This is a genomic window from Candidatus Francisella endociliophora, assembly GCF_000764555.1.
In the GTDB taxonomy this organism is placed as follows: Bacteria; Pseudomonadota; Gammaproteobacteria; order Francisellales; family Francisellaceae; genus Francisella; species Francisella endociliophora.
Genome location: NZ_CP009574.1, coordinates 1,670,872 through 1,693,092 on the forward strand (window position 1 = coordinate 1,670,872; position 22,221 = coordinate 1,693,092).

A 22,221-nucleotide genomic window follows, 5' to 3' on the forward strand; every position below is an offset into this window, starting at 1 on the left:
AGACTATGTCTAAGAGTAAGATTACTATACTTGGAGCTACTGGTTCTATCGGTGATAGCACGCTTGCTGTAATTAGAGAAAATCAAGATCTTGAGATCTTCGCTTTAACAGCTTTTAGTAATATTGAAAAATTAGCAAAACTTTGTTTGGAGTTTAAACCTAAATATGCTGTTGTTGCAGATGAGGCTAAAAAACAACAGCTACAGAATCTAGTTGGTGTTGAAGTTCTCGTTGGTGAGGATGGCTTAGAATTTGTCTCAAGTTATGATGATGTTGATATGGTTATGTCAGCTATAGTTGGTGTAGCTGGTTTGAAGCCAACTTTTGCAGCGGCTAAAGCAGGTAAAAAAATCTTATTGGCAAATAAAGAATCTCTTGTTGCGGCAGGGCATCTTTTGGTAGAAGAAGTTGCTAAAAATAATGCCCAACTTATACCAGTCGATAGTGAACATAACGCGGTATTTCAATGTCTTGATAATGCCTCTAAAAAATATACCGATGGTGTCTCAGAGATTGTTTTGACTGCTTCAGGTGGACCATTTAGAGATAAGCAGCTGGAGGATTTGGTAGAAATAACTCCTGATCAGGCGTGTGCTCATCCTAATTGGAGTATGGGTAGAAAAATTTCTGTAGACTCATCAACTATGGTTAATAAGGCTTTAGAAGTTATAGAAGCATATTGGCTTTTTAGCATTTCTGCTGATAAAATAAGCGTTTTGATTCATCCTCAGAGTATAATTCATTCCATGGTGAAGTATGCCGATGGAAGTTATTTAGCACAATTAGGTGCCCCAGATATGAAGACACCTATTGCTAATGCTATGTACTATCCTAATAGAGGTACTACAGAGGTTGATAAGCTTGATTTTACAAATTTACAATTGACATTTAGAGATGTTTGCCTTGATAGGTTTGAAGCATTAAAGATTGTTTTTGATAATTTAAGAAACAAAAACTATGCGGCAAATATAATTTTTAATGCGGCAAATGAGGTGCTTGTTGAAGCATTTTTGAATGAGAAAGTTAAATATTTAGAAATTATAGAAGTAAATAAAAAAGTAATAAAAGAATTAAATTTTAAGAATCCACGGGATATAGAAGAAGTTTTTGAAATTGATCGAAAAACTCGTGAATATGTGGATTCTATTTTGGGGTAAATTGAGTGTTTTTTTTGAGAAAGAAGTTTGTATTAGCCTCTCTTCTTGTGGGTGTAGCGTTTAATGGTTGGGCTGCTGGTGACAGCTTCATCTTAGATGATGTATCTGTAAAAGGTTTGGAGGGCTTGCAAAGTGATGTGGTTAAGAGCCGTATAGGCTACAAGAAGGGTAGCTATATCACTCCAGAAGATACAAACCAGATTATTAATAACCTTTATGGTACAGGTTTTTTTAATAGTGTCGATCTGTATCGTAAAGGTAGTAATCTTTTCATAAATGTTAAAGAAAGACCTATTATCTCGGGTTTTAATTTCACTGGAAATAAAAAGCTAAAGAAAGACGATTTGGAAAAAGTTTTTACTGATGCGGGTATATATGTAGGTAATGTATACAACCCAAATACAATGTTTTTACTTAAGCAGTCTTTGCTTAATCAATATTCTCAGATGGGTCTTTATGGGGCCAAAATTGATGAGAATATAAGAAAATTACCAAATAATAGAATAGATATAAATTTAACCTTTAAAGAGGGTAAACCAGCAACAATTGATGCTATAAACTTTGTTGGTAATAAAAGTTTTGATGATTCTGAGCTAGATAGAGGTGTTGCTTTTGAAGTGCCTTCTGTCTGGAATCTTTGGGGGTTCTTATCTCCATATGACAGCTATTCTCCAGATGGGATGAATCAATCTGTTCAAGGGGTAACTAATTATTATTTAGATAGAGGATATTTGGATTTTAAAGTTACTTCTAAGCAGGCATCTATGTCGAAAGACCGTGAGCATGCTTATATTGCATTTGATGTCGCGGAAGGCGATGTTTACAAAGTGGGAAGCGTTTCCCTAACTGGAAAGTTTATACTTCCTAAGTCAGAGCTTGAGTCGTTAATTCAGCTTAAGCAAGGCGAAGTTTTTTCTAAAAGAAAACTAGTTGATACCGTTGAAGCAATTAAAACTCTTCTTGGAAGTAAAGGTTATGCCTTTGCTGTAGTTAACCCTATCCCTGATGTAGATAAAGATAAAAAGACTGTATCTTTTAAGTTTGTTGTTGATGCTGGTAAAAAAGTTTATGTGAATAGAGTTAATTTCTTTGGTAACAATGTTACTAATGATTATGTTTTTCGTAGACAATTACAGTATTATGAGCAAAGTCAATATAACAAAGAATCGATTGATAAATCTCAACGTAGGTTAGATCAGCTTCCATACGTTGAATCAGCAAATATGGAGCTTGTGCCTGTTGAGGGCTCTGATGATTTGGTTGATGTTAATTATAATATTAAAGAGAGAAATGCTAACTCAGTAAGTGGTAGTTTAGGATTCTCAGACTTATATGGTTTTATGATTGGCGGTAGGTTAAATATGCCTAACGTTTTTGGTACTGGTAATACTTTTAATATTAATGCTCAGCTTTCATTACCGTTCCAACAATTAGATATAAGCTATATTGATCCATTCTTTACTACATCAGGCGTGAGTCAAAGTATTTCAGCCTATATAAACCGTTCAAACTTTGCTAGAACAGATGCTATCGCCTCGTATCAATTAGATACTTTTGGTGCAAGGTTGATGTATGGGGTGCCAATCTCGACATTTAGTAATGTTTCTGGAGGTTTAACTTTTGCTAATAACACAGTTAAACAGTCTGCGGCATATCAAGATACAATTGTGCAGAGGTTTTTAAAGCAGCAAGGTAGAAATAATTTTAATGAGCCAGCTATAACAGCAGGCTGGAGTTATGATAATTCAAATAGATATATATTTGCTACAGATGGTGGCTCATTTAATCTAAATGGTTCAGTAAATGTCCCTGTTATTAGTAATATTTATGCTTATAAAGTTCAGGTTGCGGGAACTTATAATATTGCTGTTCCTAGTATGGAAATGTCAGCCTTAACTATAAGAGGTGGTGTTGACTACGGTGGTGGTTATGGTAAGACAAAAGAACTTCCTTTCTATGAGAACTTCTTCGGTGGTGGCTGGGGAAGCGTTCGTGGTTTCCTACAAGGTTCATTAGGTGCTAGAGGTATAAATGTAAATACAGGTGATCCAACAAACTCTTTTGGTGGTAACCTTAATATTTATAATAATTATGATTTATTATTCCCTGTGCCTTTTATTAGTGATAGTTCAAAAATGAGAATAGGTGCTTTTGTAGATATAGGTAATACATATACAACTTATGATTTAGGAAGTGCTGCTGCTCCATTCCCTAAACAAGACACTACCCCATCCTTCTCTAATCTAAAATATTCTGTTGGTGTTCAGTTTAGATGGGCTTCTCCAATGGGGCCGCTAGCCGTTTCATTTGCTCAACCATTTAATGTTCAAAAAGGTGATGTGACTCAGGTCTTCCAGTTCTCATTAGGGCAAAACTTCTAAATACTTCTGCGAATTAATAAATCTTATATATTTTGTTTTACTATTATTCTTTTATATTGATGTTTGAAACAACTTACCAACTATTATAATATTGTGTTAGAATTTATCGAGAGAGTTTTATTAAATTAAAGGAGATAACTTAAATGAAAAAAATCGTCTTATCATTGTTTGTTCTAGCAGGAATATCTTGCGGTTATGCTGAAACTAAGATGGCAGTTGTTAACCCTGTAGAGATATTTAATGATTCTGATTCGGGTTCGGTAAGTGTTAAAAAGCTAGAAAATGATCTTAAGCCTCAAGCTTCTAAGCTGCAGCAAGAGCAAAATAGCATTATGCAGCAGATGAGAACATTACAAGATAATTCAGCGACAATGACTAAAGATGAGCTGGCAAAGAAACAACAAGAAATACAAAAAGAGCAGCAAACCTTTGCAGAGAAAGCAAAAGTTCTTCAACAAAAAGAATACGCTGAAAAAGATAAGTTATCAAAAAAATTCCAAGCTTCTTTTGATAAGGCTGTTCAAACTGTAGCTAAACAAAAGGGTTATAATGTAGTTCTTACAACACAAGCACTTGCTTATGTTGACGGAGTTGATGATATATCAAATGATGTCGTTGAGTTAATGAATAAAGACTCTGAATAAGTAAGGGAGCTTTAAATGTATACTTTGGAATTTTTAGCTTCTAATTTGGATGGTGTTGTAAAAGGTGATAGTAGTGTTCAAATTAACAAGATCGCTACTTTATCGCAAGCAGGCGCTGGAGATATTTCATTTTGTACTAACCCTAAGTATCTAAAGGATTTATCTGAAACAAAAGCATCAGCTGTTTTAATCACTGAAGAAGCATTGGAGTATTGTCATACTAATGCAATTGTTCTATCTAACCCTTATATGGCTTTAGCTAAGGTGATGGAGTTATTTGATAAATCTCCTAAGCCAAACGGCAAAATTCATAGTAAAGCTATAATTGCATCTAGTGCTATCATAGGTGAGAATGTAACTATTGATGCGAATGCTGTAATTAATGAAAATGTAATTATTGGGAATAATGTTTCAATAGGTGCATGTGCGACTATCGATGAAGGTTCAAAAATTGGTGATAACACTATTATAAAAAGTAATGTTTCTATTGCTCATGATATTGTGATTGGTTCAGATTGTATTATTCACCAAAATGCAGTAATAGGTTGTGATGGATTTGGTAATGCTCGTGATGAAGATGGGAGCTGGACAAAAATCCCACAGTTGGGTAGAGTTGTTATTGAAGATGATGTTGAGATAGGTTCGAGTACTACTGTAGATAGGGGTGCAATAGATGATACTATTATTAAAAAGGGCGCTCGTATTGATAATTTAGTACAGATAGCACATAATGTAATTGTTGGTAGAAATACTGCACTTGCTGGGGTTACAGCTGTTGCTGGAAGCACAAAGATTGGTGATAATTGTCTTATTGGAGGTCAGTCAGCTATTACAGGACATATCAGTATTTGTGATAATGCTGTTGTTGGTGGAGCATCTAATGTAGGTAAATCTATTACTAAACCGGGCATGTATTATGCTGCATTTGAAGCAAAGCCAAGGATTCAGTGGGGTAGGTTTGTAGCTAAACTATCAAGAATAGATAAGCTGACGGCTAAAGTAAAAGAGTTAGAAGATAAATTAAATAAGTAAGGATTAATTGAAATGAGTCAGTTCGATGTGGATAATAAACAAATAGATGTAATGGGGATTAGAAAAATATTACCTCATAGGTATCCTTTTGCGCTTTTAGATAAAATTGTTGATTGGGATGTCGAAGAAAGAAGAATTACAGCACATAAAAATGTATCTATAAACGAAGATTTTTTTAATGGTCACTTTCCTGAATTCCCAGTTATGCCAGGAGTATTAATTGTAGAAGCTATGGCTCAAGCAACTGCTATCCTAGGTGAATTAATGGCTGAGACATTATTCAAACATGTAGTTGAAAAAGCCGGTGGCGGTAGAAGAACTTTCATGTTAGCCGGTATTGATAAGGTTAGAGTTAAAAGACCTGTAGTACCTGGTGATGTTCTAGTAATTGAATCAAGAATGGTTAAACAAAAAAATATCATTTGTACAGCTGAGTCTGTAGCAAAAGTAGATGGACAAGTAGTTTGCTCAGCTCAGTTAATGGCAGCATATAAGGATTATTAATCGTGATACATAGTTTGGCAGTAGTACATGAGAGTGCCAAAATAGCTGACAGTGCTATAATTGGGCCATTCTGTGTTATTGGAGAAAATGTCATTATTGGTGAAGGTACTGAGTTAAAAAGCCACGTAACTATTGGCGATAATGCGATTCTTGGTAAAAATAACCGCATTTTCCAGTATGCTTCTATTGGTGATGACCCTATTGACTATACTTATAAGAAGGGTGATTTCTCACAAGTTGTTGTAGGAGATAATAACATAATAAGAGAGTGTGCAACTATTCATGGCGGGACCTCTAAAGAAACTGGTGTTACAACTATAGGAAGTAATAATATCATTATGTGTTATGTACATATTGGCCATGACTGTAAGGTTGGTAATAATATAAACCTTGTTAATGGTGTTGGCTTAGCTGGCCATGTACATATAGATGATTTTGCTATACTAAGTTCAAATGTTGGTGTTCATCAATTCTGTAGGGTTGGTAAACATGCGTTTCTTGCTCATGCAGCTTTAGTTGGTAAAGATGTGCCTCCATATCTAATGGTTACAGCTGTTACAGGTGGTTGTACTCCTTGTGGAATTAATTCTGAAGGTTTGAAGCGTAGAGGCTTTTCGCCAGAAGATATTAAGAAAATCAAGGAAGTCTATAAAGTATTATATCGTAGGGGGTTAATGACTAAAGAGGCTTTGGAAGTTATAAAGGATATGGCTAATGATCATAATGTTCTAGAACCATTTGTTGATGTTATGGAAACATCAAGAAGAGGGATACTAAGATAATGAGAATTGGTATTGTAGCTGGTGAGTTATCAGGTGACCAGTTAGGAGGTACTTTAGTAAAAGCTTTGAAACAGAAATATCCTCAAGCTGTTATAGAAGGTATTGGTGGTCCTAAAATGGAGGCAGAAGGCTTTAAAAGCTTGTATCCAATGGATGCTCTGTCTCTTATCGGCTTTTTGGAGATTATTTCTAAAGGGCTTAGTATTTTAAAAATCCGAAAAAATATTGTAAACCATTTTAAACAAAATAAGCCTGATATTTTTATTGGTATAGATGCTCCTGATTTTAACCTTACTGTAGAGAAAAAGTTAAGAGCATCGGGTATAAAGACTATTCATTATGTTAGTCCTAAGATATGGGTCTGGAGAGAATACCGCATTAAGAAAATAAGAAAAGCAACAGAGAAAATCTTAGCTATTTTACCTTTTGAGGTTGAGTATTATAAAAAGCGTCATAACTTTGAAGCAATATATGTAGGACATCCTTTAGCAAAAAGCCTACCTATAGAAATAAATAGAGATAAGTATAAAAAAATACTTGGGTTGGAGCATGTTTCTGAACCAATCTTATCAGTGTTGCCTGGTAGTAGAACTACAGAGGTTTCTAGACTTCTACCACTATATCTTGATGCTTTAGAAAAAATGGTAGAATCGGGTTATAAATTTCAAGCGATTATGCCCTTAGCAAAACCATCACTACAGCCATTATTTGATAAATATGAGAATCAGATTAAAAAACTAGGAATAATAGTTTTTAAAACAAATTCTCATGATGTTTTAAAAGCATCAGATTTCAGTTTACTAGCATCTGGTACAGCTACACTTGAGGCAATGTTATGTAAGCTACCTATGGTTGTTGGGTATAAGTTATCTAAGTTATCTGCATTTATAGGTAGATTACTGATTGGCAGTCATAGTTACTGGGCATTTCCAAATATTTTACATAAAAGCGAGATTATAAAAGAGCTAATTCAAGAAGATTGTACAGTTAATAACTTATTTATAGAATTGAAGAAGTTGTTTGATGATAAGCAGCGAAATGATTATATAGTGCAAGAATTCAATAAGATTCATAATCAGATGATAGTAAATACTGATGAGAAAATTATTGAAGTTATAGACGCTACGATAGAAAAATCTTAATTTTTATAATCTTTATATATATAATACATACTTAGAAAACATTAGATTTGGATATCAAATAAATGACATTAATACTGGCATTGGTTTTAGTTTTAGTAGTGTTGATCATAATAGATCTTTATCGTAAGAGTTTGCGCCTTAAGCAAAAAGAAGTTCTTAGAGAAATTGAACAAAAGGGAAGTGAAGAGCTTCTTGGGCAAGTTAGAAATTCATCTGAATATGCTCATATCGAAGATGTTCAGAGAGAGTATCCATTACTAAGAGACGGCTTTTTACTGTTCTATTTTGAAGCTATTGAAGCAATAGAGGTAAAAGATTTAGCTACCTTCTTGAAATATTATGGTGTTAAATATACCGATGAAAAAATCTTCCAAAAAATAAATTATAAAGATGTTATATTTACTGTATTAGCTGATAATGAGTCACAAGAATTTATTAGCTCCAAGGAAGGTAAAGTTGATGGGCTTATTGCTGTTATGAATTATAAAAAGCTTACAACCATGGAGTATGATGTTAAAACTTGTTATGAATTAATGATGGATGTTTTAGAAGCGTTAAGTAAGTCATTTCATGGTACGCTAATGAATGAGCATAGAATTAGACTTACAAAGAAAGATAAGCAGAACTATTTAGAGGCAATTCTATAAAACTTTTTAATTTCTTACTTTATCATTTCTATTTTTCTTTAGTTAACTATTTTTATTTATATATACTTACACATTATAAATTATAATAATTAAGAGAATTTTATGAAATATCAATATCATCATATTGGAATACCCATTAATGAGCAAAGAGATGGCGAGCGTTATAGCCCTACAATGGATATGTATACATCAGGAGGTAAGCTGCCAGGAAGAGTTCAATATCATCGCTTTGGGCCTAATTGTCCCTTAAATGAGCTTATTCAGACTATGCCTCATATTGCTTATAAAGTTTCTGATTTAGATAAGGCTATCGAAGGTAAAAACATTCTTTTGGAGCCATATTTCCCAATGGAAAATTTTAGAGTAGCTATAATCGAAGAAAATGGTGCGATAGTTGAGTTTATTCAAACCAGTTTAAGTGAAGAAGAAATCTGGGATGATTCAAAACATAAGAAATCTATTTTATATCCTGATGAAATTTCTTAAGATATTTTGAGAAGTAATGGTGGGCCCAGTAGGACTCGAACCTACGACCTACGGATTATGAGTCCGGCGCTCTAACCAACTGAGCTATAGGCCCAAAACATAACGAGAATTATATTTAAAATACTGTTGTTAGTCAATAGAAATTTAGCTTAAATATTTTATTTATATATTTTAGACGATGAGCCTACGATAAGAGGATCAGGGGCAATAGCTACTTCAGAGTCTTTATTTTCATAATCAACGCTATTAAGTATATATCTAATAGCGTTTAAGCGAGCTCTTTTCTTATCATCTGATTTTACGATAACCCAAGGAGCATATGGTTTGTCTGTATATATGAACATTCTCTCTTTAGCTTCTGTATAGTCATCCCATTTATCTAGAGAAGCTTTGTCAATTGGACTTAACTTCCATTGCTTAAGAGGATGACCTTCTCTTGCTGTAAATCTATTTTTTTGCTCTTGTTGACTTACGGAGAACCAAAACTTAATTATCATAGTACCACTGTCAACAAGCATTTTTTCAAGTTGTGGTGCTTGTTCTAAGAATGAAAAATATTCTCTTTCTGTACAGAAGCCCATAACACGCTCAACACCTGCACGGTTGTACCATGATCTATCAAATAAAACGATTTCACCACCTGATGGTAGATGTTCTATATATCTTTGGAAGTACCATTGGTTCCTTTCACGTTCAGAAGGCTTCTCAAGAGCAATAACTTTAGCACCACGAGGGTTTAAGTGTTCCATAACTCTTTTAATAGTTCCTCCTTTACCAGCAGCATCACGACCTTCAAAAATAATTAGTACTTTCTTATTATTTTCTTTAACCCACCTTTGAAATTTCAGTAGTTCTATTTGCAGATGATGCTTTTGTTTTTCATAAACTTTACGAGGAATTTTATGGTTATATGGGAATATATTTTCTAAGAAAAGCTTTTGACGCTCTTCAGGACTTAAAACTTTCATAGAGCTAAGAAATATTAATTTGACCTATCTAATATATTAACATATAAAGGTATTAGATATTAGATTATTTATTTGCTGGTTTAATATTTAGCTTGAAGCTAAAAGCTATATAAAAGACTGTAAATATAAGAATTATTGTAATGATTGGAGAAGGTGTTTTTATAGGGTACAAAAGTACGGCTGTAAAAGTCGATATTGCTGCTAACATTGTAAATAAAAATGTGAAAATCTTAACGGCTTTTTTATCACTAATATATTCAGTACGAGAAAGATATATATATTTTATAGGGATAAAAGAGAAAATAGTTAAAACAATAATTACTATTTCATTTATCCACTGAGGTGACTGGAAACATAACATAAAAATAGCTATTACATTCCAATAACTTGGAAAACCAACGAAAAAATGATCGTCAGTTTTTGCATTTAACTGACAAAATTGGTACGAAGAAGATATTGTAATCATAATTATAACAGGTATTAACCATTCTTGGCTTACAATTCCTGACACATAAATCCATATACATGGGACAATTGAATATGTCGTAAAGTCAATTATATTATCAAGTAATGCACCATCAAGAGGAGCTAATTTTTTTATATCAACAAGTCTTGCTAGACTTCCATCAATAGAGTCAATGAAAACTGATGCTATTATGCTAAACAAAGATAACTTTATATTTGCGTGATAAGAAATGATATCGCCGATAGAGTTAGCTTTTGCGGCTTCTATTGAATAAATAATCGCTAATATGCCAAATACAGCACCTAATGAAGTGAATAAATGGACAAGCCAAGCATAAATTTTTTGCATGTTATTAAATTATCTTTATTTAAGTAAATTTATGGAATTGTAGCAAAAATAATTAATAGTTTCTATTAATAACTAAATCTATAATTTGCTTAAGATCTTGCGAATGAATTTGATAGTTTGATAGTTCTTTAAGAATATGTGTAATCTCAAGTTGTTTACTATGTAAGTATTCAATAGCCTTATCTAATCCCATTAATGCTACATAGGTAGATTTATTTGAATCTAAATCTTTAGAGCTAGTTTTTCCTAGTTCTTGTGTTGTTTTTGTAACATCTAGAATGTCATCTTTTATTTGAAAGCATAATCCTATTAATTGTGACAATTGTGTGAGTAATTGTTCTACCTTTTGGCAATGGTTCGTTGAAAGTATATAAGGCATTACTATACTGGCTGTGAACATTTTTGCTGTTTTATTTATATGTATAGTTTCTAGTTCTTTTAAATCTAGTTTTTTATTCTCGCCTTCGATATCTAGTTGCTGACCTCCAACCATTCCGCTAGCACCACTACATATAGATAATAATTTATTTATTTTCTTTTGTTGTTCAATATTAGAAATCTTTACATCCTGTAGTACTTCAAAAGCTAGAGCTTGAAGCGCATCGCCAGCTAATATAGCAGTGGCCTCATCAAATTTTATATGACAGGTTGGTTTTCCTCTGCGTAATGTATCATTATCCATTGCAGGTAAGTCATCATGAATTAATGAATATGTATGTATTGCTTCAATAGCAAAAGCTATTCTATGACAGTCTTGTTTATCTATACTAAAAATATTACCAATTATATGTACAAATTGAGATCTGATTCTTTTGCCACCACTAAAAAAACTATACTGCATAGCATCAAATAAAGTTTTGGATGGTATTTGAAGTTGTTTAAATACTTTTTCGGCAAAGTTGTTAAATTCTTTTAAATTATTTTTATCATTCATAAAAATTTTACAATATTTGTATACTGTTTTTCTAAAACATCACTATGTGATTTAAAAGTTTTGATAGCACCAGAAGACATTTGATTATATATTTCAGCATCTTTAAATATCTTTATGATATTATCAGCAAGATCTTGATGATTTTTAACTCTTGTTAGCGCTTTGTTTCTAAGTAATTCTTTTGATATTTGACTAAAGTTATATAAACTAGTGCCGCTTAGAATAGGTTTGGCTAATGCTGCAGGCTCAAGCATATTGTGACCACCATTTTCTATTAAACTACCGCCTACAAAAGCTATGTCGGAAATATGATATAAATTTAATAGCTCCCCCATGGTGTCTCCCAAGTAAACTTGAGTATGATCAAAAACTTCATTTTTATAAGTACTTCTCTTTTGGTAAGAAAAAGATTCTGAGGCAATAAGCTTTTCTATCTTTAAGAATCTTTCTTTATGTCTAGGAACTAGTATTAACAGACATTCAGGTATTAGCTTTAATACTTCTTTATGTGCTTGAAGAATAATTTCTTCTTCTCCAGGGTGTGTACTACCTGCTATCCATATAGGTCTATTCCCAAGGCTTTCTTTTAATGTTTTTGTTGTCGCACTTAAATTCTCGGGGGTGATCATGCTGTATTTGAGATTTCCAGTTACAGAAATTTTTTCTTTAGAAACACCTAGTGAAGCAAACCTTTTGGCATCTTTTTCTGATTGGGCACTGATTTGTGAAATATTACTAAATAAGAACTCTTTCCCAAAAGGTATTTTAGTGTAGTTACGTATTGAACGTTTTGATAATCTTGCGTTTGTTATGATAATGGGTATGTTTTCAGCGAAACATTTATTTAAGATATTTGGCCAAATTTCAGTTTCAATAATTAGCAGCATCTTAGGGTTGATTTTGACAAAAAAGCTATTTATAAAAGGCATGACGTCATAAGGTATATATACATGGTAAACATTATCGCATTTACCATAGAGACGCTTAACTACATCACTACCTGTAGGCGTAGTAGTAGTTATAACAAACCTTTCATTAGGATAGTTTTCAAGCAGTTTTCTAACCAAAGGTTCAGCTGCAACTGTTTCACCAACAGAAACTGAATGAATCCATATACAATCTTTAAGGCGTAACTTTGTTTGAGCAAACCTTTCTGACCATCTTTGTCTATAGTGAATATTTTTGAAGCTTCTTTTGAGTTTTTTGAGGTACACAATAGGTACATAAACAATAAAAAGACTAGAATATATATGAGCTAGAAAGACATACAATATTTTTTTTAGATGTTCCACGCTTTTACCTAATAAAAGTTTAATTCTTTTGAGTTTGCTGCTGTATTACATTGTAGCATACAACATAGAAATTATATAATATCAAGAGAATTTACTTCTATACATTTATAAGCTTTATCATTTCAGTTAAAGCTTTAGCTCTGTGGCTTATTTTATTCTTATATTCAGGTGAAACTTCTGCTAGTGTTTTTTTAAACTCGGGTAATACAAATATAGGGTCGTAGCCAAAGCCATTATCTCCAGATAATTGTTGCGAGATTTCACCGTTCAAAAATCCTTGACAGATCGTTGGGGTAGGATCTAGTTCATGATTGATATATGCTAAAGCACAAACAAAACGAGCTTGTCTTTTCTGACTATCTTTTAGTTTCGTTAATAGTCTTTCTATATTGGCTATATCATTACCATGTTGTCCAGAGTATCTAGCAGAATATATACCAGGTTCACCATTTAGTGAAAACACTTCAAGACCCGAGTCATCTGCTATAGCTGGTAACCCTGTATATTTGGAGCAATTTCTAGCTTTTATAATAGCATTTTCTATGAAGCTAAGACCTGTTTCATCTGCATCAGGGATATTAAACTCGGTTTGAGGGATTATTTTTACTCCTATTTGTTGGAAAATAGCTGTAAATTCGTTAATCTTACCTTTATTACTAGACGCTAAAACTATTTCTTTCATTTGTCTTAGAATGTTTTTCTCTTGTAAGGGATATGTTATCATTTTTTATAATCAAATGCGTGTAAGGTGTATGGTATGCAAATAAGTTTTATTGGTGGTGGTAATATGGCTGCTGCTATGATTGCTGGAATGGTTGCTCATGGGTATGATTCAAAAAGTATTCTAGTTTTTGATAGAAACAAAGAAAAGAAAAATGCTCTTGTTGAGAAGTATGGAATATGTGTTTCTGATTCAATATCTAGTACTGTTAAAGGTGCAGACATTTTAATTTTGGCAATTAAGCCTCAAAATATGGTTGAACTTATTAATGATATAAAAGCTCTTGTTAACAAAGATCAAATTATTGTTACAGTTGCTGCTGGAATTGAAACTCAAGCATATGAAAAGCTTTTTGCAAAAGAGATATCTTTTGTAAGAACGATACCAAATACTCCGAGTAGTCTAGGATACGGGGCGACAGGTATATATTTTAATAATAATGTAAGTGATGATAGAAAAAACAAGATAATAGATATTATGAAGACAATGGGAGAAGTTGCTGTTGTTAATGATGAACGTGAGATAGATGTTATTGCTGCTATTGCAAGCTCAGGTCCAGCTTACTATTTCCAATTTATGGAGCACATGATAGAAGCTGCTGTAAATAATGGTTTAGATAAATCTAAAGCTGAAAAGCTAGTTATGCAAACTTGTTTAGGGGCTGCAAAAATGGCACAAAATAGTAATGAGGATATATCAACGTTAAGAAAAAATGTTACTTCTAAAAAAGGTATAACGTATGAAGCTTTAAATACGTTTGAATCTTTAGGGCTTGATAGTATTGTAAATAATGCAATACAAGCAAATATAAAAAGAGCTAAAGAACTATCAAAAGAGTTTAGTGAAGCTATAGATAAATCAAGCTTTTAGCTTAATGTTGTAATTTTAAATAAATATTTGCTTTATGTATATTATGATGTATACTTGATGATAATTATGTATTTTAAATGAAATTAAATTTCAAAAAATAAGAAAAGGTGAATTATGAGATTACTATTAGCAGAAGACGATCTTAATTTAGGCGAAGGCTTATTAGAGGCGCTTCAAAAAGAAGGTTTTAATGTAAACCTAGTTTCTGATGGTGAAGCAGCACAAACGTTTATAGAGTCTGGATTGTATGATATTACTATTTTGGATATTGGTTTACCAATTAAAACAGGTTTAGAAGTTCTTAGAAATGTAAGAAACAGAGGCGTTAAGATTCCTATACTTCTATTAACAGCTAGAGATGGTCTTGAAGATAGAATTAAAGGTCTTGATCTTGGTGCTGATGATTACTTAACTAAACCATTTGAACTTAAAGAGCTTGTTGCTAGAATTAAAGCAATTTCACGTAGAGTTGATACTAGATCAGGTAAAAGTGTCAATGAAGAAATTAGATTTGGTGATTATAGTTTTAATCCAAGTTCTGAGACAGTAACAAAAGATGGTGTGATTATACCTGTATCTAAAAAAGAATTGGCATTGCTTGCAATATTGGTTCAAAATGCAGGTAGGGTTGTTCCTAAATCTCAATTACTAGAAGAAGTTTATGCTACAGATAAAGAAATGGATACAAATACTCTTGAAGTCCATATGCATAATCTAAGAAAAAAAATTAACATCCCTAACTTTATTCAAACTATTAGAGGGGTTGGTTACTTTGTTCAGAAGGATAGAGTAATTAAGTAGTTCTATGGAATTTATCAACTATCTTCTAAACTTGGGCTTTACTTTTTGGCTTTTGTTTCTGACTATAGCTAGTGGGATTATCTACGCTATAGATTATTTATTTTTTCAAAAATCAAGATTAGCTGCTTATGCAGATCAATTGAAAGGTTTGTCTAAAAAGCAGAAACGCCAATTTTATAAAGATAATGGCTTAAAAGCTCCTTTTATAGCTGATCAAGCTAGATCTTTATTTAGTGTTTTCATAATAGTTTTTTTTCTAAGAACGTTTTTCATAGGTAACTTTTTGATACCAACAGCATCAATGACTCCGACTTTGCCTGTTGGAGATTTTATTTTTGTAAATAAGACAGCTTATGGAGTAAGGGCCCCATTTACAAATCAGACTTTTATAAAAGTAGGTGAGCCAAAACGTGGTGATATCGTTGTGTTTCACTTTCCCGTTAATCCAAGTGTTGATTTTGTAAAAAGAGTTGTTGGGTTGCCTGGCGATGTAATTTCTTATAAAGATAAAATGCTCACTATAAATGGTAAAAAGCTTGAGTATACCGATTGTGATAGAGATGCGATGAATTATTATAATCAATCACTAGCTAGTGGTAGTGGCGATACTGTCTGTACAGAAAACCTTGATGGTGTAAAGCATCAGGTTGATTGGATAGAAGCTGTAAAAGGTACTGATTTTGAAAACTTAAAAGTTCCTCCTGGTCACTATTTTGTTATGGGTGATAATCGCGATAATAGTGAGGATAGTCGCTACTGGGGATTTGTGCCGGAAAAAGATCTTGTTGGCAAAGCAAAAGTTGTTTGGATGAGCTGGGATAAAATTGATAAAAGAGTTCGTTGGAGCGAGCTAGGTAAGGTCTTTTAGATAAATGGTTCCTGAATATTCTCGATTATATAAAATTCTTGGTTATAGTTTTAAAGATTATACTCTTTTAATTAGAGCATTAACTCATCGCTCTAAAACTAAAAAAAATAATGAAAGATTAGAATTTCTCGGTGATTCAGTTTTGGGATTTGTAATTGCTGAAGCTTTATATAAAAAGTTTCCAGATTTAGCAGAAGGAAAACTTACGCAAATAAGGTCAAGGCTTGTTAAAGGTGCTACGTTAGCTCAGTTAGCATTAAATTTCAAAATGGATGAATATGTGATTTTAGGTGCAAGTGAGCAAGGTGGTCATAAAAAAGAAAAGATCTTGGAAGATGTTTTTGAAGCTGTAATAGGAGCTATTTATTTAGATAGTGATTTTGCAACAGTTAAAAAGGTTGTCTTGAACTGGTATGAGATTGTAATAGCAAAAATTAACTTAGATGATGTCAAAGTCAAAGATAATAAATCTAAGCTTCAAGAAATACTTTTACAGAATGCTTTTAGTTTGCCAGAATATGAAGTAGAAAGTATAGCTGGTAAAGAGCATGAGCAGGTTTTTACAATTGTAGCTATTTCTAAAGAATTAGATATTCAAGTAAAAGCAGAAGGAACATCAAGAAAAAAAGCTGAGCAAAAAGCAGCACAAAAGATGTTAGAAATATTATCTCAAAAAGGTTTTCATGAAAAAAAATAGACTAAATTTAAATGGGGTAGTCGTCGTTAATAAGGCTAAAAGTCTTAGTTCTAATAAAGTTTTACAACAATTAAAATATCTTTTCAATGCACAAAAAGCTGGTCATACAGGAACACTTGATCCTATGGCAACAGGAGTTCTTCCAATTTGTTTTGGTAGGGCAACAAAAATTGCACAATATCTTTTGGATTCAGATAAAGAATATATTGCTACTATTAAGTTGGGAGTTGAGACAGATAGCGGTGATGCAGAAGGTACAATTATTGCAGAGAGCGGTAATATTCCAACATTATCAAAAGAGTTAATTGAAGAAACCTTAGAGAAGTTTCGTGGAGAAATATCACAAGTTCCACCAATGTATTCAGCTTTAAAATACAATGGTCAACCACTTTATAAATTAGCTAGAGAAGGTAAAATTGTTGAAATAAAGCCTCGTAATATAGCTATATATGAATTAGAGTTATTGAGTTTTGAGAAAGATACGATACGAGTAAGAGTTAAATGTTCAAAAGGTACTTATATTCGTAGCTTAGCGATTGATATAGGTAAAGAACTTGGATGTGGTGGACACCTAATTGAGTTACAAAGAACTCAAAGTGGTCCTTTTAATTTAGACCAAGCTTTTGAGTTGGAACAATTAAAAGATTTAAGTTTAGAAGAAAAAATTGCTAGTATAGCTAGTATAGAGAGTGTGTTTGTAGATAAGCCAATATACACTCTTGAGGAAAATGAGAAAGAGGATTTATACAAAAGAGGACTTTTTGCTGATAAACCGAACCTAGATGGTACGGTGAGAGTATATGATGATAATAAATTCATTGCTATAGCAGAGTTTGATAATGGTAAATTAATAAGTAAAAAAATGTTTGATCAAGGTATATTGATAAGTGAGTAAATACAACATACAAAACGATCCTAATAAGGATCTTGAAGCACAAAAATATGAAAATCCAATTCCTAGCAGGGATGTGATTTTAAAATATATAAGAGATACTAATCTTCCTGTTAGTATTGAAAATATAGCAAATGCACTTGAAATAGTTAAGAAGAACCTTTTTGATGGTCTTGTTAATCGATTAGGTGCAATGGTTAGAGATGAGCAATTAGAAAAAGATAAATCATACTATAGTCTGCCAGAAATGGTACCTATTTATATAACATCCAAAGTTACTTCAGATAGAGATTCTCGACTGGAATTATTTAGTCATACTTTAAATACCAAAGTAGGAATTTCATCACATCAAGCAAAAATGGTGATGGTTGGTGATGAAGTAACAGCAAAAGTGCTTGGAATAAACAAAAGAGGCCGTATTGAGGCAGAAATTAAATCTATAGTTTCAAGGGCGCAGAAAACAGTAACTGGATATTATTATAAGAGTTTTGATTGTCATTTTCTGAAGCCTATTAGTAAGAATATGCCAAATGATATTGTCCTATTACCACCTAAGCAGAAAATAGAGCATAATTCTTTAATTGAGGCAGATATAATAGTTCAGCCAAGTGTTAATAATGCTGCAGTGGCTAGATTCAAGCAAGAAGTAGAAGCAGTATCTCCTGTTAAAGAAGCCATGATGATGGCAACTCAAAAGTATGATTTAGTTGAAGAGTGGAGCAAAAAAGCTCTTAGATATTTAGATAATATCTCTGATGATGTAATTGTCGGTAATAGAGTTGATTTAAGAAGTAAGCATTTTGTCACGATTGACGGTGAAGATGCTAAAGATTTTGATGATGCAGTATATGCTCATAAAACTAAAAGTGGTAGCTGGAAACTATATGTTGCTATTGCAGATGTATCAAACTATGTTGAAAAAGATTCTGGCTTAGATTTAGATGCTAAACGCCGTTCGACATCGGTATATTTTCCTGGTTATGTAATTCCAATGTTACCTGAGAGATTATCGAATGGTTTATGTTCATTAAAGCCTAATGAAGATAGATATTCTCTTGTTTGTGAGATGAATATTTCTAAAACAGGTAAGCTTTCAAGATATAAATTCTACTCAGCTGTAATTAATTCAAAAGCTAGGCTTACATATACAGATGTAGCTAACCTTTTAGAAAAGAAGCAAAATACTATAGTTGAGAAAACTCCAAAGCTAGTTCCAAATATTTTTGACTTATATGATTTGTATAAAGTATTACATGAAGCAAGAGCTGAAAGAGGTGCGATAGATTTTGATACTGTAGAGACACAAATCATATTAGATGAACATAACCATATAGACTCAATTATACCTAGACATCGTAATGATGCTCATAGATTGATTGAAGAGTGTATGCTTGTAGCCAATGTCGCTGCAGCTAAATTCACAATTAAACATAAGAAAACATCGCCATTTAGAGTTCATAGTGAACCTAAAGAAGACAGAATGGAAACACTTAAAAAGTACTTATCTAGGCATGGAATACATCTTGCTTATGGTAAAGATGGAAAGGTTACACCAAAAGCCTTAGCTGAAATGCTAGAGAGTATTAAAGATCGTCCAGACTATGATGATATTCAGATGATGACTCTTCGTAGTATGAATCAAGCAGTTTATAGTATAAATAATGATGGACATTTTGGCTTAGCATATAATGAATACACACATTTTACATCGCCAATTCGTAGATATCCTGATTTAGTAGTACATAGAATTATTAAGTCAATCATTGGTGAGTATGAACATGGCGGTGCTGATTATAAGCCTTCTGAACTATCAAATATTTGTGAGAATGCTTCAGATCAAGAGAGAAATGCAGATGGTGCTTCAAAACAGGTAGAAAATTGGTTGAAGTGTTACTTTATGCAAGATTATATTGGTCATGTATTAGAAGCTCAGATTAAGCATGTTAATGGTTTAGGACTGTTTGCAGAGCTAAAAGATATGTATATCGAAGGATTAATACATGTATCAGCTATTCCTGGCGATTATTATATTTATGATGAAACTAAAGATATTCTGATTGGTAAAAGAACTCATAAAGTTTATAAAATTGGTCAAGATATAACTGTAAGGGTTGTTCGAGCAGATTTAGAAAGGATACATATTGATTTTGAATTATATGATCCTCGAAGCAGTAAACCTTTTAATGAAAATGCTTCTGAAAGACCTACTGCTAAAAAACCTAAGAAAAATAAAAAAGTTAAAAAGAAAAGATCTAGACGTAGAAGAAAAAATAAAGATAAGTCAAAAGATAAGGCTTAAAATATCATGAATGAGCAAAAAATCAAATCAAGATACCTATTGATTGTGATGTTACTGGTTACAGCTAAACTAATGTGTAATCCTTTGTTTATGAATAGGATTGAGTTTAATTTCTTTGGTTATGATTTATTAATTACCCAATCAGCGTTTACCTACGGATTAGTGTTTGTAATGACAGACTTATGTGCTGCTGTTTTTGGTTTGAAACAAGCGTATATAGTTATATTGTTGGCAACTCTTATGGATGGCTTATATTCATTTGGCGTTTATTCCGTATCATTTTTTGCGATGCCAGAAAATATAGGAGAAAATTACCAAGCGGCTATACATGCAATACATACTTTATCTCACCCAACAATTCTTCTATTTACAGGTGGAATGATTGCTTCAATTATTACCTATATGGCAGAAGTTACATTGTTTAGTATGTTATTTAAGAAGGTATTTAAAAATAATCTATTTTGGTCTTCTGTTGTAGCTATCGCAACTACTATACTTTTGCATAATCTAGTTTTATATCCTATAGCAATAGATGATAAAGCTAATTTATGGAAGTACTATTGGGGTAATTTCTCATTAGATATGCTTTTTGTGATTATTTATACTTTTATTTGTAATTTGTTCTTTAGAAGAAACCAAATCAAAGAGAGTTAAGAAGCTTCGAGTCTATTAAATATCTTTATTATCAGTATATTAAGCTTTTAGGAAGTCCTTTTTGGCTCTTTAAAATCCCAAACTATTCTGAGTTTCTTTAAAACACATAAGATTATATATGTAATATCAATTTGCCATGCTTTGAGATTGTTTCTAACTGAGTATGCAAATTTATGATGATTATTATGCCATCCCTCCCCAAGTGTAATAAGAGCTATAAACCAGTTATTGTGACTGTTATCTGATGTTTGATAGTCTCTAGTTCCAAATATGTGACAAATCGAGTTTACACTAAATGTTGTATGATATAATAGTACGGTGCTTAAGATACCTCCCCAGAAGATAAAAGCTAATCCTGATGTATGTAAGATAGGATAAAAGTGGTTTAAAATACTACCTAAAGAAAAAAGTCCGAGCAAATATAGTACAAATGACAAATGTGCATATTTATCTAACCAAACAAGCTCAGGAAATTTACTCCAATCTTTTGTAAATTTTGGATCTACTTCTTTACTTTTGGGATCAAAAACCCAACCTACATGTGATTGAAAAAGACCATTTTTAGGGGAGTGTATATCAGAATTTTTATCGGAATATATATGATGATATCTATGATGTCCAGACCATCACAGAGGACCTTTTTGAGAAGCCCATGTGCCTACTAATGCTAATATAAATAGGAATACTCTAGTTGTCTGAAAAGCTTTATGCGCAAAGTAACGATGATATCTTGCGGTTAACGCGAATGTCCTAACTGAAAATGTAACAAGAAAGACAATTAGTGCGGTAATATTATAATTTACAAAAAATATTGCCAAACATGCTAAGTGCATAATAATGAATGCTATTATCGTTAATTTATTATGCTGTGTTTTCATGATTTCTCCAATTTTAAATCATTTTTTTAGCAATCTTAAAGTATAGTTTATAAGGTAAACTTGCGATGAATTTTAAAACTATAGTAAATTTTTTTGTAAAATGAATCTCAAAACTATTTGATTCTAAGCCTTTTATAATACTATCTGCCGCTTGCTCAGGCTCTAAAAGAGCTGGCATTTTAAAATCATTTTTCTCAGTAAGTTTAGTTTTTACAAAACTTGGATTGATTAGGCGAATATCTAGTTCTTGGTTTTCAGCTTTTAAGCTTTCAACTAAATTTATTACCCCTGCTTTAGTTGCAGCATAAGGTTGGGATTTTGGTAAGCCAACGTATCCAGCAACGCTAGCAGTAATAGCAAGTTGGCAATGAGTATTTTCTTTCAAAAAAGGTAAAGTTAGTCTTATTAGGTAAAATACCGCAGTAAGGTTAGTTTGGATCGTTCTATCAAGATCTTGTGGTTTAATTTCAGAGATTAGTGATGGCTCGTAATATGCAGGCAAATAAATAATAAAATCAGGATTTAAAGCAAGAGCTTTTTCAGAAGCATTTTTGAAACTATCAAAATCAACAACATCAAAACCAATAGCATGACAGTCATTATTAAGATTTGCTGCAATTGTTTGAAGCTTTTCTTCTGAGCGAGCAGAAATTATAAAGGTAGCTTTTATAGAGCTATCTAATTTTTGTAATAACGCTTTGCCAATGCCATCTGTAGCACCGATTATCCAGATTGTTTTATCTGCAAATTTTTGCATA

The 22,221-nt window shown here is 32.4% G+C and carries 22 protein-coding genes, 1 tRNA gene and 1 pseudogene; 16 read left to right on the forward strand and 8 right to left on the reverse strand.

Translation table 11 applies throughout. From position 1 onward, the window contains the following. The first annotated feature begins 5 nt into the window (after positions 1-5). From dxr to QI37_RS08260, 9 genes are all read left to right on the forward strand, one after another. Positions 6-1,157 carry a 1-deoxy-D-xylulose-5-phosphate reductoisomerase gene (gene dxr / locus QI37_RS08220; RefSeq protein ID WP_040010315.1) on the forward strand — a complete coding sequence of 384 codons (1,152 nt, stop codon included), beginning with the start codon at positions 6-8 and terminating at the stop codon, positions 1,155-1,157. Positions 1,158-1,162: 5 nt separating this feature from the next. Then, positions 1,163-3,538 (forward strand): outer membrane protein assembly factor BamA, encoded by a 2,376-nt coding sequence (bamA, locus tag QI37_RS08225; protein ID WP_040010317.1) that lies wholly within the window; start codon positions 1,163-1,165, stop codon positions 3,536-3,538. Between the two features lie 143 nt (positions 3,539-3,681). Beyond that, the gene (locus QI37_RS08230) at positions 3,682-4,182 is read left to right on the forward strand and encodes an OmpH/Skp family outer membrane protein (protein ID WP_040010319.1); all 501 of its coding nucleotides are present in this window, start codon (positions 3,682-3,684) and stop codon (positions 4,180-4,182) included. Positions 4,183-4,197: 15 nt separating this feature from the next. Continuing rightward, positions 4,198-5,214: a UDP-3-O-(3-hydroxymyristoyl)glucosamine N-acyltransferase gene (gene lpxD / locus QI37_RS08235; protein ID WP_040010321.1), complete on the forward strand. Its 1,017-nt coding sequence runs from the start codon at positions 4,198-4,200 to the stop codon at positions 5,212-5,214. 12 nt (positions 5,215-5,226) lie between these two features. Then, positions 5,227-5,718 carry a 3-hydroxyacyl-ACP dehydratase FabZ gene (gene fabZ, locus QI37_RS08240; RefSeq protein ID WP_040010323.1) on the forward strand — a complete coding sequence of 164 codons (492 nt, stop codon included), beginning with the start codon at positions 5,227-5,229 and terminating at the stop codon, positions 5,716-5,718. A gap of 2 nt (positions 5,719-5,720) precedes the next feature. Continuing rightward, complete coding sequence (gene lpxA, locus QI37_RS08245; RefSeq protein WP_040010325.1) at positions 5,721-6,500, forward strand: acyl-ACP--UDP-N-acetylglucosamine O-acyltransferase; 780 nt, start codon at positions 5,721-5,723, stop codon at positions 6,498-6,500. Next, complete coding sequence (lpxB, locus tag QI37_RS08250; protein WP_040010327.1) at positions 6,500-7,642, forward strand: lipid-A-disaccharide synthase; 1,143 nt, start codon at positions 6,500-6,502, stop codon at positions 7,640-7,642. Before lpxA ends, lpxB begins: the two co-directional genes overlap by 1 nt. 62 nt (positions 7,643-7,704) lie before the next feature. Then, positions 7,705-8,289 (forward strand): cell division protein ZipA C-terminal FtsZ-binding domain-containing protein, encoded by a 585-nt coding sequence (locus tag QI37_RS08255; protein WP_040010328.1) that lies wholly within the window; start codon positions 7,705-7,707, stop codon positions 8,287-8,289. Positions 8,290-8,391: 102 nt separating this feature from the next. After that, complete coding sequence (locus QI37_RS08260) at positions 8,392-8,775, forward strand: hypothetical protein (protein WP_040010329.1); 384 nt, start codon at positions 8,392-8,394, stop codon at positions 8,773-8,775. A 17-nt stretch (positions 8,776-8,792) separates the two neighbouring features. Here the strand turns inward: QI37_RS08260 and QI37_RS08265 are convergent. From QI37_RS08265 to rdgB, 6 genes are all read right to left on the reverse strand, one after another. Continuing rightward, positions 8,793-8,869: transfer RNA gene (locus QI37_RS08265), tRNA-Ile, on the reverse strand. A gap of 64 nt (positions 8,870-8,933) precedes the next feature. Then, on the reverse strand, positions 8,934-9,743 hold the full coding sequence (gene ppk2, locus QI37_RS08270) for a polyphosphate kinase 2 (RefSeq protein ID WP_040010330.1): 810 nt from the start codon (positions 9,741-9,743) through the stop codon (positions 8,934-8,936). A 64-nt stretch (positions 9,744-9,807) separates the two neighbouring features. After that, the gene (locus QI37_RS08275; protein ID WP_040010331.1) at positions 9,808-10,557 is read right to left on the reverse strand and encodes a CDP-alcohol phosphatidyltransferase family protein; all 750 of its coding nucleotides are present in this window, start codon (positions 10,555-10,557) and stop codon (positions 9,808-9,810) included. Between the two features lie 52 nt (positions 10,558-10,609). Beyond that, entirely contained in the window at positions 10,610-11,491 is an 882-nt protein-coding gene (locus tag QI37_RS08280) for a polyprenyl synthetase family protein (protein WP_040010332.1), read from the reverse strand. Next, a complete protein-coding gene (waaA, locus tag QI37_RS08285; RefSeq protein WP_040010334.1) occupies positions 11,488-12,783 on the reverse strand; it encodes a lipid IV(A) 3-deoxy-D-manno-octulosonic acid transferase in 1,296 nt (431 codons plus the stop codon). The genes QI37_RS08280 and waaA overlap by 4 nt, the downstream gene beginning before the upstream one ends. Positions 12,784-12,880: 97 nt before the next feature. Next, positions 12,881-13,465: an RdgB/HAM1 family non-canonical purine NTP pyrophosphatase gene (gene rdgB / locus QI37_RS08290; protein ID WP_040010336.1), complete on the reverse strand. Its 585-nt coding sequence runs from the start codon at positions 13,463-13,465 to the stop codon at positions 12,881-12,883. 75 nt (positions 13,466-13,540) lie between these two features. Between rdgB and proC the strand changes: the two genes are divergently transcribed. From proC to QI37_RS08325, 7 genes are all read left to right on the forward strand, one after another. Further along, the gene (gene proC / locus QI37_RS08295) at positions 13,541-14,374 is read left to right on the forward strand and encodes a pyrroline-5-carboxylate reductase (RefSeq protein WP_040010338.1); all 834 of its coding nucleotides are present in this window, start codon (positions 13,541-13,543) and stop codon (positions 14,372-14,374) included. 114 nt (positions 14,375-14,488) lie between these two features. Further along, on the forward strand, positions 14,489-15,175 hold the full coding sequence (locus tag QI37_RS08300) for a response regulator (protein WP_040010339.1): 687 nt from the start codon (positions 14,489-14,491) through the stop codon (positions 15,173-15,175). Positions 15,176-15,179: 4 nt separating this feature from the next. Then, positions 15,180-16,043 (forward strand): signal peptidase I, encoded by an 864-nt coding sequence (lepB, locus tag QI37_RS08305; protein WP_040010340.1) that lies wholly within the window; start codon positions 15,180-15,182, stop codon positions 16,041-16,043. 4 nt (positions 16,044-16,047) lie between these two features. Beyond that, the gene (gene rnc, locus QI37_RS08310) at positions 16,048-16,740 is read left to right on the forward strand and encodes a ribonuclease III (RefSeq protein ID WP_040010341.1); all 693 of its coding nucleotides are present in this window, start codon (positions 16,048-16,050) and stop codon (positions 16,738-16,740) included. Continuing rightward, positions 16,727-17,635, forward strand: a complete 909-nt coding sequence (truB, locus tag QI37_RS08315; RefSeq protein ID WP_040010343.1) for a tRNA pseudouridine(55) synthase TruB — start codon at positions 16,727-16,729, stop codon at positions 17,633-17,635. The genes rnc and truB overlap by 14 nt, the downstream gene beginning before the upstream one ends. Then, positions 17,628-19,931, forward strand: a complete 2,304-nt coding sequence (gene rnr, locus QI37_RS08320) for a ribonuclease R (protein WP_040010345.1) — start codon at positions 17,628-17,630, stop codon at positions 19,929-19,931. The genes truB and rnr overlap by 8 nt, the downstream gene beginning before the upstream one ends. A gap of 6 nt (positions 19,932-19,937) precedes the next feature. After that, entirely contained in the window at positions 19,938-20,585 is a 648-nt protein-coding gene (locus tag QI37_RS08325) for a VUT family protein (RefSeq protein WP_040010347.1), read from the forward strand. 47 nt (positions 20,586-20,632) lie between these two features. On the opposite strand, the pseudogene QI37_RS08330 reads toward QI37_RS08325, so the two are convergent. After that, positions 20,633-21,463, reverse strand: a pseudogene (locus QI37_RS08330) (acyl-CoA desaturase). Between the two features lie 13 nt (positions 21,464-21,476). Then, positions 21,477-22,220, reverse strand: coding sequence for an SDR family NAD(P)-dependent oxidoreductase (locus QI37_RS08335; RefSeq protein WP_040010348.1), 744 nt, complete (start codon positions 22,218-22,220; stop codon positions 21,477-21,479). Position 22,221 lies beyond the last annotated feature (1 nt).

Excerpts from the sequence above, each read along its gene's own strand:
- QI37_RS08335 (WP_040010348.1), bottom strand. The coding sequence starts at position 22,220 with ATGCAAAAATTTGCAGATAAAACAATCTGGATAATCGGTGCTACAGAT.
- QI37_RS08230 (WP_040010319.1), top strand. The coding sequence starts at position 3,682 with ATGAAAAAAATCGTCTTATCATTGTTTGTTCTAGCAGGAATATCTTGC.
- fabZ (WP_040010323.1), top strand. The coding sequence starts at position 5,227 with ATGAGTCAGTTCGATGTGGATAATAAACAAATAGATGTAATGGGGATT.
- rnc (WP_040010341.1), top strand. The coding sequence starts at position 16,048 with ATGGTTCCTGAATATTCTCGATTATATAAAATTCTTGGTTATAGTTTT.
- QI37_RS08275 (WP_040010331.1), bottom strand. The coding sequence starts at position 10,557 with ATGCAAAAAATTTATGCTTGGCTTGTCCATTTATTCACTTCATTAGGT.
- proC (WP_040010338.1), top strand. The coding sequence starts at position 13,541 with ATGCAAATAAGTTTTATTGGTGGTGGTAATATGGCTGCTGCTATGATT.
- QI37_RS08300 (WP_040010339.1), top strand. The coding sequence starts at position 14,489 with ATGAGATTACTATTAGCAGAAGACGATCTTAATTTAGGCGAAGGCTTA.
- lpxB (WP_040010327.1), top strand. The coding sequence starts at position 6,500 with ATGAGAATTGGTATTGTAGCTGGTGAGTTATCAGGTGACCAGTTAGGA.
- rdgB (WP_040010336.1), bottom strand. The coding sequence starts at position 13,465 with ATGAAAGAAATAGTTTTAGCGTCTAGTAATAAAGGTAAGATTAACGAA.
- QI37_RS08255 (WP_040010328.1), top strand. The coding sequence starts at position 7,705 with ATGACATTAATACTGGCATTGGTTTTAGTTTTAGTAGTGTTGATCATA.
- lepB (WP_040010340.1), top strand. The coding sequence starts at position 15,180 with ATGGAATTTATCAACTATCTTCTAAACTTGGGCTTTACTTTTTGGCTT.
- QI37_RS08260 (WP_040010329.1), top strand. The coding sequence starts at position 8,392 with ATGAAATATCAATATCATCATATTGGAATACCCATTAATGAGCAAAGA.
- truB (WP_040010343.1), top strand. The coding sequence starts at position 16,727 with ATGAAAAAAAATAGACTAAATTTAAATGGGGTAGTCGTCGTTAATAAG.
- ppk2 (WP_040010330.1), bottom strand. The coding sequence starts at position 9,743 with ATGAAAGTTTTAAGTCCTGAAGAGCGTCAAAAGCTTTTCTTAGAAAAT.
- dxr (WP_040010315.1), top strand. The coding sequence starts at position 6 with ATGTCTAAGAGTAAGATTACTATACTTGGAGCTACTGGTTCTATCGGT.
- QI37_RS08280 (WP_040010332.1), bottom strand. The coding sequence starts at position 11,491 with ATGAATGATAAAAATAATTTAAAAGAATTTAACAACTTTGCCGAAAAA.
- QI37_RS08325 (WP_040010347.1), top strand. The coding sequence starts at position 19,938 with ATGAATGAGCAAAAAATCAAATCAAGATACCTATTGATTGTGATGTTA.
- lpxD (WP_040010321.1), top strand. The coding sequence starts at position 4,198 with ATGTATACTTTGGAATTTTTAGCTTCTAATTTGGATGGTGTTGTAAAA.